Consider the following 15,254-nt stretch of genomic DNA (forward strand, 5'->3'; position numbering starts at 1 on the left):
CGCCTGTCGTCGAACATTACCGGGTGCAGCGCACCCGGCAACGCAGCGCTTTCTGTCAACCGGCGCGCGGCCGTTCGCGGCAGCGCGCGTTTTATCGACGCAAAACTGGGGTGTCTGGATGGCTAACGTGACTTATACGGATACACAACTGCTGATCGACGGCGAGTGGGTCGACGCCGCGAGCGGCAAGACGATCGACGTCGTGAACCCGGCGACGGGCAAGGCGATCGGCAAGGTGGCCCACGCGGGCATCGCCGATCTCGATCGCGCGCTGGCTGCGGCGCAGCGCGGTTTCGAAGCATGGCGCAAGGTGCCCGCGCACGAGCGCGCGGCGACGATGCGCAAGGCGGCGGCGCTGGTGCGCGAGCGCGCCGACGCGATCGCCGCGCTGATGACGCAGGAGCAGGGCAAGCCGCTGACGGAAGCGCGTGTCGAAGTGCTGTCGGCCGCCGACATCATCGAATGGTTCGCGGACGAAGGCCGCCGCGTGTACGGCCGGATCGTGCCGCCGCGCAATCTCGGCGCGCAGCAGACGGTCGTGAAGGAACCGGTCGGCCCGGTCGCGGCATTCACGCCGTGGAATTTCCCGGTCAACCAGGTCGTGCGCAAGCTGAGCGCCGCGCTCGCAACCGGCTGCTCGTTCCTCGTGAAGGCGCCGGAAGAAACGCCGGCATCGCCGGCCGCGCTGCTGCGCGCGTTCGTCGACGCGGGCGTGCCGGCCGGTGTGATCGGTCTCGTGTACGGCGATCCGGCGGAAATCTCGTCGTACCTGATTCCGCATCCGGTGATCCGCAAGGTGACGTTCACGGGCTCGACGCCGGTCGGCAAGCAGCTCGCGGCGCTCGCAGGCCAGCACATGAAGCGCGCGACGATGGAACTGGGCGGCCACGCACCGGTGATCGTCGCCGAAGATGCGGACGTCGCGCTGGCGGTGAAGGCCGCCGGCGGTGCGAAGTTCCGCAACGCGGGCCAGGTGTGCATTTCGCCGACGCGTTTCCTCGTGCACAACAGCATCCGCGACGAATTCACGCGCGCGCTGGTCCAGCACGCCGAAGGGCTGAAGGTCGGCAACGGCCTCGAGGAAGGCACGACGCTCGGCGCGCTCGCGAATCCGCGCCGGCTGACCGCGATGGCGTCGGTCGTCGACAACGCGCGCAAGGTCGGCGCGAGCATCGAGACCGGCGGCGAACGGATCGGCTCGGAAGGCAACTTCTTCGCGCCGACCGTGATCGCGAACGTGCCGCTCGAAGCGGACGTGTTCAACAACGAGCCGTTCGGCCCGGTTGCCGCGATCCGCGGTTTCGACAAGCTCGAGGACGCGATCGCCGAAGCGAACCGTCTGCCGTTCGGGCTGGCCGGCTACGCGTTCACGCGCTCGTTCGCGAACGTGCACCTGCTGACGCAGCGCCTCGAAGTCGGGATGCTGTGGATCAACCAGCCCGCGACGCCGTGGCCGGAAATGCCGTTCGGCGGCGTGAAGGATTCGGGCTACGGGTCGGAAGGTGGGCCGGAAGCGCTGGAGCCGTATCTCGTCACGAAGTCGGTGACGGTGATGGCGGTCTGACGACCGTTCGACCGCATGCGTGCTGCCGTTTGCGCGGCGCGCACGTCGCGTTGCCGGAGGCCGGGCGTTCTGCCCGGCCTTTTTTCTGCGCTCCGTACGGGATGGTTGCGTCCGCATCGTGCGGTGCCGTCGCATATCATTGCGGCTTGCGCTCGCACAGGGCGCGGGCGCAAGCCGCGCGTGATCCGGCAATGCCCGCGCCGATCGCGTCAACGACGCCCGGTCGTGGCGGTCGTTCCAGTCGAGCACGGGACCCACGGCGCACGAAGGCGAATGCGCGACATTATTTCCGTCCGTCGCGATGCGGCACCGGCAGCGCCCGCCGCTCAATGCCGGCTGCTGCCACGATAGCTCTCCACTTCCGCGTCGTACGCCGCGAGAAACGCCTTGCCGAACACCGACGCAAAATCGTCTTCGATCGCGAACACCGTGTCGCGATGGGTCGCCGCGTAGCGATCCCACATCCTCGCCTTGTAGAGCGCGGGCACGCGCTTCTCGTACCAGCGCATCGCATCGTCGCGCTCGCGCAGCCGTTGCGGCGAAAAGCGCGTCAGCAGGTCCATCAGCGCGGCGCGCATGCCCGCGACCATGCCGATCTGGTGCGCATGCAGATCCTGGAATGCGTCGCTCACCGCGCTCTGCGGCGACATGAAGCCCGGCAGCGGCAGTCCGAACATCTGGCGCAGCACCGCGCCGCCGTCCGGCAGCAGCTTCAGCGGATTGTTCTCGCGATCGAGCAGCATCGTCATGTGCGCCTTCACCTCCCGCTTCAGGATGCTGCGCGACGATAGCAGCTCGACCGTGCCGTTCGCGAACAGCGCCAGCAACTGCCCCGCGATGTACAGCTGCTCGGCCGACCACTGATGCGATTCCGCAGCCGTATCGAGGCCGGCGCCCTCGAAGAACGCGCTCAGCAATTCATCGGGCGTCGGCACGCGGCGCGGCTGCGGGGCCGGCGCGTCGGCCGGTTGCGTCTCGGCATGCGGCGCCGCCGGCTGCACGCGCACGTGCTGCGTCCACTCGGGCGCATGGTCGGCCTGCGTCGCGGAGGGGGCGTCGCGCCCCGCGTTGCCGCGTTCGGCCGATGACGCCGAGCCCGATGCGCCGATATCGGGCGACGACTGCGCGAACAGGTCGAGCGGATCGATCGACAGCTGATTCAGGTCGCGCTGCGACGGCACCGAGGATGCGGCCGGCGCGGTGCGGCTCGCCGGCTGCTCCGCGTTCTTGCGTGCCGTGCCGGACCGCGTGCCGGCGTCCGTCGCCTTGCCGCGCGGCACGAGGCGATCCTGCAGCAGCCCCCACAGCCGGTTGCCGGCGCCTTTCGCTTCGCCATGCGTGCGCGCGGCCGCTTCCGGCGCGCGCGGCGGGTCGGCGCGCGCGCCGGCATCGGCGGGCATGTCAACGACAGGTGCGTCCTGTCCGTCGTCACGCTCGGCCCTCAGCACGTACGGCCCGATGCGGATGATGTCGCCGGTATTGAGCGGGCGCTCCTGCGCATAGCCGACGGGCTCGCGATTCACCTCGATCGTCGACACGCTGCTCAGGTTCTTCAGCAGGCACGCGTCGTCGCCGACCTGCAGCAGGGCCTGCAGCCGGGAGATCTGCCGGGTGTCGTCGCGCAGCACGAGATGATTGTCGGTGGCCCGGCCGATGGTGCCGCCGGGCGGGTGGAATACGACGGCGTCGTAGGAGTCGCTTTCGACCGGCTCGCCGGCGTGTTCGATCACGATCAGTTGCATGTCATACGTCGCTCGGTGATGAAGCGCTCGCGGGGAAACCGGTTCGGTCAGGATGACGACGCATGTCTGCGGCGCGCGAATTCGAACGCGGGCCCCCAGATCGGATGCCCCTTCTCGGCGGGGGACAAGTCGAAGCGCGGGTTGAGGTCGAGAATCTTCGAGAATTCGGCGCGGCACTGCGCGATGCGGTTCGTCACGCAATAGCTGAACGCGAGCAGCTTGTGCGCGGCAACCTGCGTATCGGTGTCGGCCCCGTCGATCTCCTTCGCGCGGCTCAGGATCGCGATCGTGCGCCCGTAGTCGCCGACGCCATAGGCGGCGCGCGCGCTGTCGACCGCAGCGCGCGCCGCCGACTGGGTGGGCGACGTGCTGCACCCGCCGATTCCCAGCAACAAGGCGCCGAGAAAAATCACGATCGTTGATCGGCCTTTCATTCTGAAATGAAATATTTGCGTAATTGGAAGGTGATGAACAAACGCTGTTGGATTCTAGTGCCAATCATGCCGATCGAAGCCGCCGTTACGTTTTGTTTCATTTTGCAAATTACATTCGAGTTGTTACTCAAATCGATTACGGGTTTTCGGCTTGTTAATCCTGAAAATCGATTCTATAGTTCGCTGTGCTTTTGGGATTCGTCAGTTGTTTGTTCGGCGCCCGTCAATGACCGGAAAAGCGGGCCGGTCATTCGGGCCATGCAAACAGCCGCGCACGACCCATGGGGCGCGAGCCACCCACCGTCGACAGCCGGCGAGCCTGGGTTCTGCGTCCATACAGCAAGTATCCATGCAATAGAACCGGGCCGCCGCGGCGAACCGGTCGGATTAACACGTCTTCTCAAAATGACCGACTTCAATTCAATCCATCGTCACCTCCCCAATTTCGATCCCGGCCCGTAATTGGCGATTTGACCCGGCTTTTTACAAGAATAAATTGCCGAATGAAATTTCAGTAGAAGGATATGCAAGTCACATAATTACCGGTCAATTGATTGTCCCTTTTTAAGGCGGAGCGCCAATTTCGCGTATGGAAATCGGCGGGGGGATTATTGCGCTGCGAGGGTGAAATATGCGATGGCGGTCGAGCGGGTTCATCGTATTGGGATGTGCATTGCTGTTGCCCGGATGCGGTGCGACCGAGCGTGCCGCCGCGGTGCCGTATGCGATCACGGTCGACGTTGCGCCGGACGTCAACCCGGACGTCAACCGCAAGCCTTCGCCGATCGTGCTGAAGGTGTTCCAGCTGCGCGCGGCGTCGGCGTTCGACGGTGCGGACTTCTTCTCGCTCCAGGACAAGCCCGAGAACATCCTCGGCGCGGACCTGCTCGGCACCGACCGCGTGATCCTGCGCCCGGGCGAATCGCGCACGCTGCATTACCGCGGCAATGTCGAGGCCGGCGCGATCGGCGTGGTCGCCGAATACCGGATGCTCGACAAGAACCGCTGGCGCCTGACGGTGCCGCTGCCGCGCGCGAAGCAGCTCAACGTATACAAGTTCTGGCAGACGTCGCCCGGCGAGCTGAAGCTGTCGATCGCGGTCAGGAACGGCGGTCTCGCGTTGAACGACGCACGGGGGCGCCCATGACGGAACCGACGATGTCCGCGACGCCGGTCGCCGCATTGCGTCAGCGCGTGGTGTGGACCGAAGGAATGTTCCTGCGGCCGCAGCATTTCCAGCAGCTCGAACGGCACTGGGAACGCTACGTCGCGCTGCGCTGCCTGCCGCTGCAGGGGTTCTACTGGGGCTTCGACACGCTCGAGATCGACCGCGAGCAACTCGCACTCGGCAAGGTCGCGCTGCGCGCGGCCGCGGGCGTGATGCGAGACGGCACGCCGTTCGACCTGTCGCATCCCGACGATCTGCCCGAACCGCTCGACGTGCCGGCCGATGCGAAGGACCAGCTCGTCGTGCTCGCGCTGCCGCTGTGGCGCGGCGGCGGCGAGGAGGTGTCGTTCGGCGCCGGTGCGGCCAACGGGGGCAATGCGGACGTCGCGCGCTACGTCGTGCGCGAGCATGAAGTGGCCGATGCGAACGCGGTCGCGCTCGGCCCCGCGCTGCTGCAGACGGGGCGCCTGAACGTCCGGCTGATGCTCGCCACCGAGCTGACGGGCGACTGGCATGCGCTCGGCGTCGTACGCATCGTCGAGCGGCGCACCGACGCGCGGCTGCTCGTCGACGACGGCTACATTCCGCCGCGCCTCGTCGCGCAGCGCGATGCCGCGTTGCTGGCGTACACGCGCGAACTGCACGGACTGCTCACGCAGCGCAGCGAAGCGCTGGGCGAGCGCCTGTCGGAACCGGGGCGCGGCGGCGTGTCGGAAGTCGCGGATTTCCTGCTGCTGCAGCTCGTGAACCGCTATCTGGCGCTGACCTGGCATGCGCAGCAGGACGTCGCGACGCATCCTGAGACGCTCTTCTGCGACTGGCTGAAGCTCGCGTGCGACCTCAGCACCTTCACGGCGGCCGGGCGGCGCCCGCAGTCGCTCGCGGTCTACGTGCACGACGACCTGCGCACGAGCTTCGCCGAACTGATGACGGAGCTGCGCCGGTCGCTGTCGACGGTGCTGGAGCAGAACGCGATCCAGATCGAGCTGCGCGACGCGGGCAACGGCATCCGGGTCGCGACACTCGCCGATCCCGCGCTGCGCGACACGGCCGGCTTCGTGCTCGCGGTGCGCGCGGACGTGCCGGCCGACAGCCTGCGCGCGCGCTTTCCCGCGCAGGCAAAGCTCGGCCCGGTCGAGCGGATCCGCGACCTGGTGCAGTTGCAGCTGCCGGGCATCACGATGCGCCAGTTGCCGGTCGCGCCGCGGCAGATCCCGTATCACGCGGGTCATACGTACTTCGAGATCGACAAGGGCAGCGACCTGTGGAAGCAACTGGCGCGCTCCGGCGGTCTGGCATTTCATTTCGCCGGCGAATTCCCGGGGCTCTCGATGGAGTTCTGGGCGATACGCGGGTGAGGGCGGGATAGCGCGATGAATTCTTCCTCCGATTCGATCTCCGCCGGCGCAGGCGGATTCGTGCCGCCGAATCCGGGCGGCATGCATCCGGCCACGGCGTCCGGTGCGGCCGGGCCGACGGCCACGCAGCCGCGCCCCGGCCGCTGGGCCGCGAGCGGCACGAACCCGCTCGTCGCGGCCGCGAACCCGCTGCTCAATCTGGTGCCGCAGATCCGCTCGACCGTCCATCATCCGAATCCGGCGTGGCTGCGCGAGCATCTCGTCGTCGAGATCCGCCAGTTCGAGGCGCGCGCACAGGAAGCCGGCGTGCCGTCGGAGGCGATCATCGGCGCGCGCTACTGTCTGTGCACGGCGCTCGACGAAGCAGCCGCGCTGACGCCGTGGGGCGGCAGCGTGTGGTCGTCGCACAGCCTGCTCGTGTCGTTCCACAACGAAACCTGGGGCGGCGAGAAGTTCTTCCATCTGCTCGAACGCCTGTCCCAGCAGCCGCGCCAGCATCTCGACCTGCTGGAGCTGCTGTACTTCTGTCTCGCGCTCGGCTTCGAGGGCCGCTATCGGGTGCTCGACAACGGTCACGCGGAACTCGATGCGCTGCGCTGGCAACTGGCCCACACGATCCGTTCGGTGCGCGGCGAATTCGATCCCGCGCTGTCGCCGCACTGGCGCGACGTCGTCACGCGCGACGTGTCGCGCCGCTTCGTCGTGCCGCTGTGGGTGTGCGTGGCGCTCGCGCTGCTGATCGGCTTCGGCGTGTTCGTCGGGCTGCGCCTCGCGCTTGCCGGGCATTCGGACCAGCTGTTCGCATCGATCGACGCGCTGCACGTGCCGAAGCTGCAGCCCGCGCAGGCACCGCCGCGCCCGGCGCCGGCGCCGCGCGTCGCGAAATTCCTGGCGCCCGAGATCGCAGCCGGCCTCGTGTCGGTGCGCGACGACGCCGATCGCAGCGTGATCGTGCTGCGCGGCGACGGGCTGTTCAAGTCCGGCTCGACGTCGGTGATCGATCGTTACGCGCCGGTGCTCGCGCGCGTCGCGGATGCGCTGAACCAGGTGCCCGGCAACGTGCGCGTGACCGGCTATACCGACGACACGCCGGTGCATACCGCACGCTTCGCGTCGAACTGGGACCTGTCGCGCGAACGCGCGGAGGCCGTGCGCAGCATGATCGCCGCGCGCCTCGACCATCCGGAGCGGCTCGCGGCGGAAGGGCGCGGCACGCTCGATCCGGTTGCGCCGAACGATACGCCCGCGAACCGCGCGCTGAACCGGCGCGTCGAGATCACGCTGCTGCCGGCGCCCGGCAGTGCCGCCGTCGGCGCGAGCGCGACGCAGGGGGCCAACTGACATGAACCAGGCTGTCGCGCGTTTCGTCCGGCCGTTGCCGTCGCGGGAGATCTGGACCTTCGCCGGTCTGGTTTTGCTCGCGTGCTTCGTGTGGCTCGCCGGGCCGCTGTTCGCGTTCGCCGAGGTCCAGCCGCTCGAAAGCGCCTGGGCGCGCGCGGTGACGATCGCCGTGCTGTTCGCCGCGTGGGGCGCGCGCGTGGCGTGGCGAAGCTGGCATGCGAGCCGCCTGAATGCGCAGTTGCTCAACCAGTTGCGCGAAGCCGCGCCCGGGCCGGCCACCGCCGACGATCCGGCCAAGGCCCAGCTCGACGAGCTGCGCAGCCGCTTCGACGAGGCCGCGACGCTGCTGAAGAAAGTCCGCTTCGGGCAGGCCGATACCGCGCGCAAGGGGCTGGCGCGCTGGTTCGACCGGATGTCGCGCCAGTATCTGTACCAGCTCCCGTGGTACGTGTTCATCGGCGCGCCGGGCTCGGGCAAGACGACCGCGCTCGTCAATTCCGGGCTCAGCTTTCCGCTCGCCGAACAGTTTGGCCGCGCGGCGATTCGCGGCGTGGGCGGCACCCGCCACTGCGACTGGTGGTTCACGAACGACGCGGTGCTGATCGACACGGCCGGCCGCTACACGACGCACGAAGGCAATCGCGTGCTCGACGAAGCCGAGTGGAAGGGCTTCGTCGAGTTGCTGAAGAAATACCGTACGCGCCAGCCGCTGAACGGCGCGATGCTGACGATCAGCGTCGCCGACCTGGTCGGCGCGTCGGAAGCCGAGCGCACGCAGCACGCGATGGTGCTGCGCAAGCGGCTGCTCGAACTGCGCGCGCAGCTCGGCATCCGGTTTCCCGTCTACCTGCTCGTGACGAAGGCCGACCTGCTGGCCGGCTTCGCCGAGTACTTCGGCGGCTTCGGCCGCGCGGAGTGCGCGCAGGTGTGGGGATTCACGTTCCCGCTCGCGCAGAGCGAGGCGCCGGGCTTCGACCTGCGCGCCGCGTTCGACCGCGAATACCGGCTGCTGCACCAGCGGCTGAACGACGGGCTGCCCGAGCTGCTCGCCACGCAGACCGATGCGCGCCAGCGCGAGATGGCGTACCTGCTGCCGCAGCAGGTCGCCGACCTGCAGGACATGCTCGGCCAGTTCGTCGCCGAAGTGTTTTCCGTGTCGAGCTTCGAACCGATGCCGATGCTGCGCGGCGTCTACCTGACGAGCGGCACGCAGGAAGGCACCGCGTTCGACCGCGTGATGAGCGGCATCAAGCGCTTCCTGAAGATCGAGGGCGTGCCGCCGGTCGCGCAGGTCGGCTCGACCGGGCGCAGCTTCTTTCTGAAATCGCTGCTGCAGGAGCACATCTTTCGCGAAGCCGCGCTCGCCGGCAGCGACCTGCGCTGGCATCAGAAGCGGCGCGTGCTGCAGATCGCCGGCTACGCGCTGCTGGCCGTCGTGAGCGTGATCGCGCTAGCCGCGTGGCTGCGCAGCTACTCGAACAATCGCGCGTATCTCGACCGGATCGCGCAGCGCGTGCCTGCCGTCGATGCGCAGATCGCCAGCGCGAAGTTCTCGGATGCGGCCGACATCGCACGGCTGCTGCCGGTGCTCGATGCGCTCGGCGGGCTCGCGAATGCGGGCGGCGTCGACCGGTCGCATCCGCCGCTCGCGTACCGCTGGGGGCTCTTCCAGGGCGAGAAGATCGACGAGGCCGTCGACGCCGTGTACCGGCGCGCGCTCGACGACGTGCTGCTGCCGATCGCCGCGCGCCGGATGGAATCCGCGCTGAGGGATGCGCGGCCGGACGAAACCGACTACGCATATGCGGCGCTGAAGGCCTATCTGATGCTGTACGACAGCGCGCACTACGATCCCGCGTTCGTGCAGGCCGTCGTCGACCTCGAAATGGAGCGCTCGTTGCCGCCCGATTTCTCGCCGGCCGAACGCTCGGCGCTGCGCGCGCATCTTGCCGCGCTGTTCGGCAACCGGGTGGCGGTGTCGCCGTATCCGATGAACGAGCGGCTCGTGGCCGACGTGCGCGACCGGCTGCGGCAGGTGCCGTTCTCCCAGCGGCTGTACCGCCAGCTCACGCGCACGCTGCGGCCGGCGACTTCCGCGTTCGACTTCAGCGTCGCGCGCGCGGTGGGGCCCGACGCATCGCTGGTGTTCCGCCGCCAGGGCGGCAAGCCGCTGTCGGAAGGCGTGCCGGGCCTCTATACGCGCAACGGCTATCGCAACGTGTTCTCGCCGCGCCTCGCCGGCGAGGTCGATGCGTACGGGCACGAGGAGGTGTGGGTGCTGAACCTCGGGCTGTCCGAGATCCCTGGGCCGAACGATGCTGCCGCGTGGGCGCGCGACATCCGCCAGCTGTACCTGAACGACTACCTGAAGATCTGGGACGACTATCTCGCCGACATCAAGCTGCAGCACACGGCAACGCTTGCGCAGAGCATCCAGGTCGCGCGTGCGCTGTCGTCGGCGGATTCGCCGCTCACCCGGCTGATGATCGCGCTGGCGCGCGACACGGCGCTCGGCGATGCGCCGGGCGGGGCGCGCAATCTCGCGTCGCGCGCCCAGGACAAGGTCGACGAGGCGCGCAGTTCGCTGTCGCAGATCTTCGCGGGGCAGGGCACGAGCGACGCGAATCCATCGGCGGCGGCGCCGGCAAGCCCCGAGCAGGTGGTCGACAGCCACTTCGCCGGGCTGCGTGCGTTCGCGCCGGGCAGCGGCGACCAGGCGCAGGCGTTCGACGCGGTGCTGAAGTCGATCGACGCGCTCTATACGTACCTGACCGCCACCGACGACGCGCTGCGCAGCGGCGCCCAGCCGCCGCCGTCCGACGCGCCCGCGCGGCTGCGCGCGCAGGCCGGGCGGCTGCCCACGCCGTTCCGCGAAGTGCTCGACGACCTGTCGAACGTCGCGAACGGCAGCGTCGCGACCGTCGAGCAGCGCAGCGTCGCGCAGCGGGCCGGCGCGAACGTCGGCGACTTCTGCCGGCAGGCGATCGCGGGCCGCTATCCGTTCGCGCGCGGAGCGTCGCGCGACGTCGCACCGGCGGACTTCGCGCAGATGTTCGCGCCGGGTGGCCTGATGGACGATTTCTTCCAGAAGAACCTGCAGTCGATCGTCGATACGACGTCGCACCCGTGGCGTTTCGCGAACCGCAATGCGGACGCCGATCCGGCGGCGACGGCGATGCTTGCGTCGTTCGAGAAGGCCGCGGTGATCCGCGACGCCTATTTCGGCGGCGGCGCGCGCACCGCGCAACTGAAGGTACAGATCCAGCCGCTCGAAATGGACCCGTCGATCACGGAGATGGTGCTCGACGTCGACGGCCAGATCGTCCGCTACGCGCACGGCCCGCTCGTGCAGAGCGCGGTGGACTGGCCGGGCCCGCGCGGCAGCAACCAGGTGCGGCTGCAGGTGTCGGGGCAGGCCGGCGCGACCGACGGCTTCACGACCGGCGGGCCGTGGGCGCTGCATCGGCTGTTCGACCGCGCGGCCGTGTCGGCCGGGCGCGGCTCGGACCAGATGATCGCGCGCTTCACCGTCGACGGCAAACCGCTCGTGCTACAGGTGAATGCCGGCAGTGTCCGCAATCCGTTCAGGCTGCCCCAGATGGAGTCCTTTACATGCCCTCCGAAGCAATGAGCCGCATCCCGCCGCTCACGCGCGCCGATGGCGACGCCCCGGCCTGGTACGGAAAAATTCCGGGCGCCGGCGACTTCGTGAACAGCCGTCTGCCGCACGCGCTCGCGCTCTGGTGGGAACGCTGGCTTCAGCAGGGAATGGCCTCGATGCGCCAGCGCGGCCCGGACGAGATCGCGCGCCACTACACGGTCGCGCCGGTCTGGAATTTCCTGGTGCCGGCGGGCGCCGGTGCGTCGTGCGTGCAGGCGGGCTGTCTCGCGCCGAGCTGCGACCGCGTCGGGCGCTACTACCCGGTGATCGTGACGCTGCCGATGCCGGCGGCCGACGACTGGAACGGGCTGCCGGACACCGCCGACGCGTTCTACTGGCAGATCGGCCATGCGCTGCTCGACGCGATCCGGCATGCGCGCGCGCCGGTCGATCTCGAGCAGACGCTCGAGCGCGTGCGGCTCGCGCCGGGCGGCGGGCTACCCGCGGAAGCCGTCGACGGGATGCCGTCGACGCTGCCGGAACGGCCGGCGCTCGCCGCATGGCCCGGGCTGTCCGGCTATTTCGATCCGCACGGCGGGACGAGCTTCTGGTGGACCAATCGCGCCGACGGCTCGCCGCTGCGCACGCATGCGCATACGGGCGTGCCCGACAACGCGCTGTTCATGACGCTGTTCGGCGGCTAGCGGCCGGCGGCGGGCAACCCGGATGCGGTATCGCGAGGTAGACATGAAGGACCCTTTATCGAGAGACAACGAGCACGACACGGCGACCCGCGGCGGCGCGCCCGAATTCACGGTGCGGCCGCTGCCGCTCGGTCATCGCCTCGGCGAGCTGCAGCTCGACGAGGTGCTGGGCATCGGCGGTTTCGGCATCGTCTATCGTGCATTCGACCGCACGCTGCGGCGCGCGGTCGCGATCAAGGAATACATGCCGTCGATGCTCGCGACGCGCGGCGGCGACTACACGGTGTCGCTGCGCTCCGAACGGTTCGCGCAGGCATTCGACGCGGGACGCGGTGCGTTCCTGAACGAGGCGCGCCTGCTCGCGCAATTCGACCATCCGGGGCTCGTCAAGGTGCTGCACTTCTGGGAAAGCCACGGCACCGCGTACATGGTCATGCCGTTCTATGAAGGACGCACGCTCAAGCAGCTGCTCGACGGCGGCGTGCGGATGAGCGAGACGCAATTGCGCCACATCGTCGGCGCGCTCCTCGGCGCGCTCGACACGCTGCATCGCGCGCAATGCTTTCATCGCGACGTCGCGCTCGACAACGTGCTGATCCGCCCGAACGGCAGCGCGATCCTGCTCGACTTCGGCGCGGCACGCAAACGGATCGGCGATCTCGTCGACGACGGCGCAATGATGATCAAGCCCGGCTACGCGCCGATCGAGCAGTACACCGACGATCCCGCGTTCAGCCAGGGGCCGTGGACGGATCTCTATGCGCTCGGCGCGGTGATGCACGCGATGATCACGGGCGAGTTGCCGCCGGCGGCCGTCGTGCGCAGCATCAAGGACACGTACCGGCCGCTCGCGTCGCGCGAGTTGCCGGCCGGCGAGATGTACAGCCCGGCGTTTCTCGCGGCGATCGATCACGCGCTGCAGTTGCGGATCCCGGATCGGCCGGAGTCGGTCGCGGCGTTCGCGGCCGAACTCGGGTTGCGGGACGTCGACCGCTCGGGCGGCGGGTATGGCGCGGCCGTTGCGCCGCCGGTGGTCGATGCGGGGGGCGGCGGGGAAGGGAAGGCGGCTTCGGGTGTTTCCGAGGCTTCGGGCGTGGCTGGTGCTTCCGGTGCTTCCGGTGCTTCCGGCCCGGCGGACAAAGCGTCGGCTGTGGCCGCGACAGCTGTCGGTGAAGGCGGGACGGCGTCGGGCGATGCGGCATCGGACGGACGGTCGTCGAAGCCTGAGCCGCCGGAAAGTCCAGTAAGCACACCGGATACGTTGTCTGTCACGCCCGCTGCCGAACGCGATGGGCCGGAAGATGATACGTCTTCGGCGTCGAAGGCGGGTGCTTCCACTTCAGCGTCACCTCCGGGTACATCACCGCCGGCTCGCCCCCCGCGCCGCCCGTCGTTCATCGCGGCAGGAAACCGGCGCATACCGACCTACGTAGGTGGCGCGCTGGTCGCGCTGATCGCCGTCGGCATCGCCGCGACCTATCTGTCGCGCCCGACGCGGATCGCCGATGAAACCGAAGCCGGTGCGAGCCAGCCGCTGGCCGGCACCGCTTCCTCGGCCAGCACACCGGATGCGATGCTCACCCAGCACGGTCCGACGCCGATCGTCGTGCCGCCGTCGAGCCTGCCGGCCGGATCGTCCACACAGGTGCCGCCGCCGGCGCTGGCCGCCACACCGGCGAGCGCACCCGCCGTCGTAGCCACGGTTCCCGCGCCGCAGGTGGCGACGACCGCCACGGACATCGCGGGCGCCACGCCGTCGCCATCCGGTTCGAGCTCGACCATCGCACCGGCCGGCAGCCTCGACGCATCGGAGCGCGTCGTCAACGTGCCACCGTCGGAGGCCGCCGCGTCGCCGTCCGCGAACGCGTCCGTTCCGGCGCGAACCTTGCCGTCGGAGGCCGACATGGCCGTCGCCGCGGTCAGTGCGCCGGCCGCCGCCGAGCAGCGCCCGACGAAGCAGGAAACCGTCCAGGTCCGCTTCAACGTACGCCCGTGGGGCGATGTGTATGTGAACGGCGCTCGGCGCGGCGCGAGCCCGCCGCTGCGCTCGGTGTCGCTGACACCGGGCGTCTATCAGATCGAGATTCGCAACGGCTCGCTGCCGCCGTTGCACCGCACCGTGGCGATCGACTTCGGCAGCAAACCGGTCAGCATCGACTATGCATTCGAATGACGTCAGCCAAGCGGCGCTAGCCGCCGCCGCGTTGTCCTCGCCCTCGCCGGGCCTGCCGGCGGCGACGCCGCGCGCCGATCCGATCAGCCGGGTGCTCGCGGACGTCGCGCCCGATGCCCCATGCGGCCCGAACCTCGAATACGACGCCGACTTCCAGCAGCTTCAGGAGCGGGCGACGCCGCGCGCCGAGCAGCAGTACGGCGACACCGTGATCCCGGCCGAGATGCCCGACTGGCGCACGGTCGAGCGCCTCGCGCTCGCGCTGAGCGAGCGGACGAAGGACCTGCGCGTCGTCGCGTATCTCGCGCGCAGCTGGACCGAGCAGCACGGCATCGCCGGTTACGCGGACGGGCTCGCGATCGTTGCGAGCCTGCTCGAGCGCTGGTGGGACGACCTTCATCCGCACCTCGATGCCGACGGCGAACCGGACCCGACGCCGCGGATGAACGCGCTCGCCGATGTCGCCGGTGCGCACGAGTGCGCGCGTGCGGCGCGGCGCCAACCGCTGTTCGACGGCGGCCCGAGCGTGCGCGACGGCGAACGCGCGCTCGACGGCCGCGACGAAGCGGGCGGCCCGGCGGCAGTCAGTCGCGACAGTCTGCTCGCCGCGCTGTCGACCGCGCGCGACGACGGCCGCGTGCCGATCGATGCGGTGCGCGCCGCGCTGCACTCGCTGGACGCGATCCGCGCACGGGTGACGGACCGGCTCGGTAGCGAATGGGCGCCCGATGAGAGCGATACGGAGAAGGCGTTGCAACGCATCGTCCGCGAGATGCCGGCGCCCGCGCCGGTGCCGCAGCCAGCCGCGCCGGACGGTTCGATTCCGGCAACGCCGGCCGCGTCCGGCGCCGCGCAAGCCGCATCCGTACCGGCCACCTTGCCGAACGGGCAGGCCTGGCGCGATGCCGAGGTCACGAGCCGCGACGACGTGCGGCTCGGCCTCGACAAGATGTGCCGCTATTTCGAACTGCACGAGCCGAGCCATCCGGCGCCGCTGCTGCTGCGGCGCGCGCAGCGGCTGCTCGCGCTCGACTTCTACGAAATCATCCGGGATCTCGCTCCGGAAAGCCTGCCGAAGCTGGACCTGCTGAGCGGCGAGCGGAGCGAATGAAGCAGGGCCGCGACCCAGGCGGCGGCAACGTACACGCAATCTGATCGATGTGAAGGAG

At 69.3% G+C, this 15,254-nt stretch carries 11 protein-coding genes; 9 read left to right on the top strand and 2 right to left on the bottom strand.

The features are described 5' to 3' along the window. Positions 1-118 precede the first annotated feature (118 nt). Entirely contained in the window at positions 119-1,564 is a 1,446-nt protein-coding gene (locus tag DIE15_RS00595) for an NAD-dependent succinate-semialdehyde dehydrogenase (RefSeq protein ID WP_124831948.1), read from the top strand. A gap of 326 nt (positions 1,565-1,890) precedes the next feature. On the opposite strand, the gene tagH is transcribed toward DIE15_RS00595, so the two are convergent. Then, on the bottom strand, positions 1,891-3,306 hold the full coding sequence (tagH, locus tag DIE15_RS00600; RefSeq protein ID WP_124831950.1) for a type VI secretion system-associated FHA domain protein TagH: 1,416 nt from the start codon (positions 3,304-3,306) through the stop codon (positions 1,891-1,893). 47 nt (positions 3,307-3,353) lie between these two features. Continuing rightward, the gene (locus DIE15_RS00605) at positions 3,354-3,740 is read right to left on the bottom strand and encodes a TssQ family T6SS-associated lipoprotein (protein WP_124831952.1); all 387 of its coding nucleotides are present in this window, start codon (positions 3,738-3,740) and stop codon (positions 3,354-3,356) included. Positions 3,741-3,806: 66 nt separating this feature from the next. Here DIE15_RS00605 and DIE15_RS36780 point away from each other — a divergent pair, with 66 nt between their 5' ends. The 8 genes from DIE15_RS36780 to tssA all read left to right on the top strand — a co-directional run bounded on the left by DIE15_RS36780 (position 3,807) and on the right by tssA (position 15,196). Beyond that, complete coding sequence (locus DIE15_RS36780) at positions 3,807-4,202, top strand: hypothetical protein (RefSeq protein ID WP_148095683.1); 396 nt, start codon at positions 3,807-3,809, stop codon at positions 4,200-4,202. Positions 4,203-4,371: 169 nt separating this feature from the next. Next, complete coding sequence (gene tssJ / locus DIE15_RS00610) at positions 4,372-4,887, top strand: type VI secretion system lipoprotein TssJ (RefSeq protein ID WP_057927217.1); 516 nt, start codon at positions 4,372-4,374, stop codon at positions 4,885-4,887. Next, positions 4,884-6,266, top strand: coding sequence for a type VI secretion system baseplate subunit TssK (gene tssK, locus DIE15_RS00615; protein ID WP_124831954.1), 1,383 nt, complete (start codon positions 4,884-4,886; stop codon positions 6,264-6,266). Before tssJ ends, tssK begins: the two co-directional genes overlap by 4 nt. A gap of 15 nt (positions 6,267-6,281) precedes the next feature. Then, entirely contained in the window at positions 6,282-7,607 is a 1,326-nt protein-coding gene (locus tag DIE15_RS00620; RefSeq protein WP_057927219.1) for a DotU family type VI secretion system protein, read from the top strand. A gap of 1 nt (position 7,608) precedes the next feature. After that, positions 7,609-11,238, top strand: coding sequence for a type VI secretion system membrane subunit TssM (tssM, locus tag DIE15_RS00625; RefSeq protein WP_124831956.1), 3,630 nt, complete (start codon positions 7,609-7,611; stop codon positions 11,236-11,238). Continuing rightward, on the top strand, positions 11,220-11,912 hold the full coding sequence (tagF, locus tag DIE15_RS00630; protein ID WP_124831958.1) for a type VI secretion system-associated protein TagF: 693 nt from the start codon (positions 11,220-11,222) through the stop codon (positions 11,910-11,912). The genes tssM and tagF overlap by 19 nt, the downstream gene beginning before the upstream one ends. 43 nt (positions 11,913-11,955) lie before the next feature. Then, positions 11,956-14,085: a serine/threonine-protein kinase gene (locus tag DIE15_RS00635; protein ID WP_124831960.1), complete on the top strand. Its 2,130-nt coding sequence runs from the start codon at positions 11,956-11,958 to the stop codon at positions 14,083-14,085. After that, entirely contained in the window at positions 14,072-15,196 is a 1,125-nt protein-coding gene (gene tssA / locus DIE15_RS00640) for a type VI secretion system protein TssA (protein ID WP_124831962.1), read from the top strand. The genes DIE15_RS00635 and tssA overlap by 14 nt, the downstream gene beginning before the upstream one ends. Positions 15,197-15,254 lie beyond the last annotated feature (58 nt).

The sequence above is a fragment of the Burkholderia sp. Bp9031 genome (assembly GCF_003857965.1).
In the GTDB taxonomy this organism is placed as follows: Bacteria; Pseudomonadota; Gammaproteobacteria; order Burkholderiales; family Burkholderiaceae; genus Burkholderia; species Burkholderia ambifaria_A.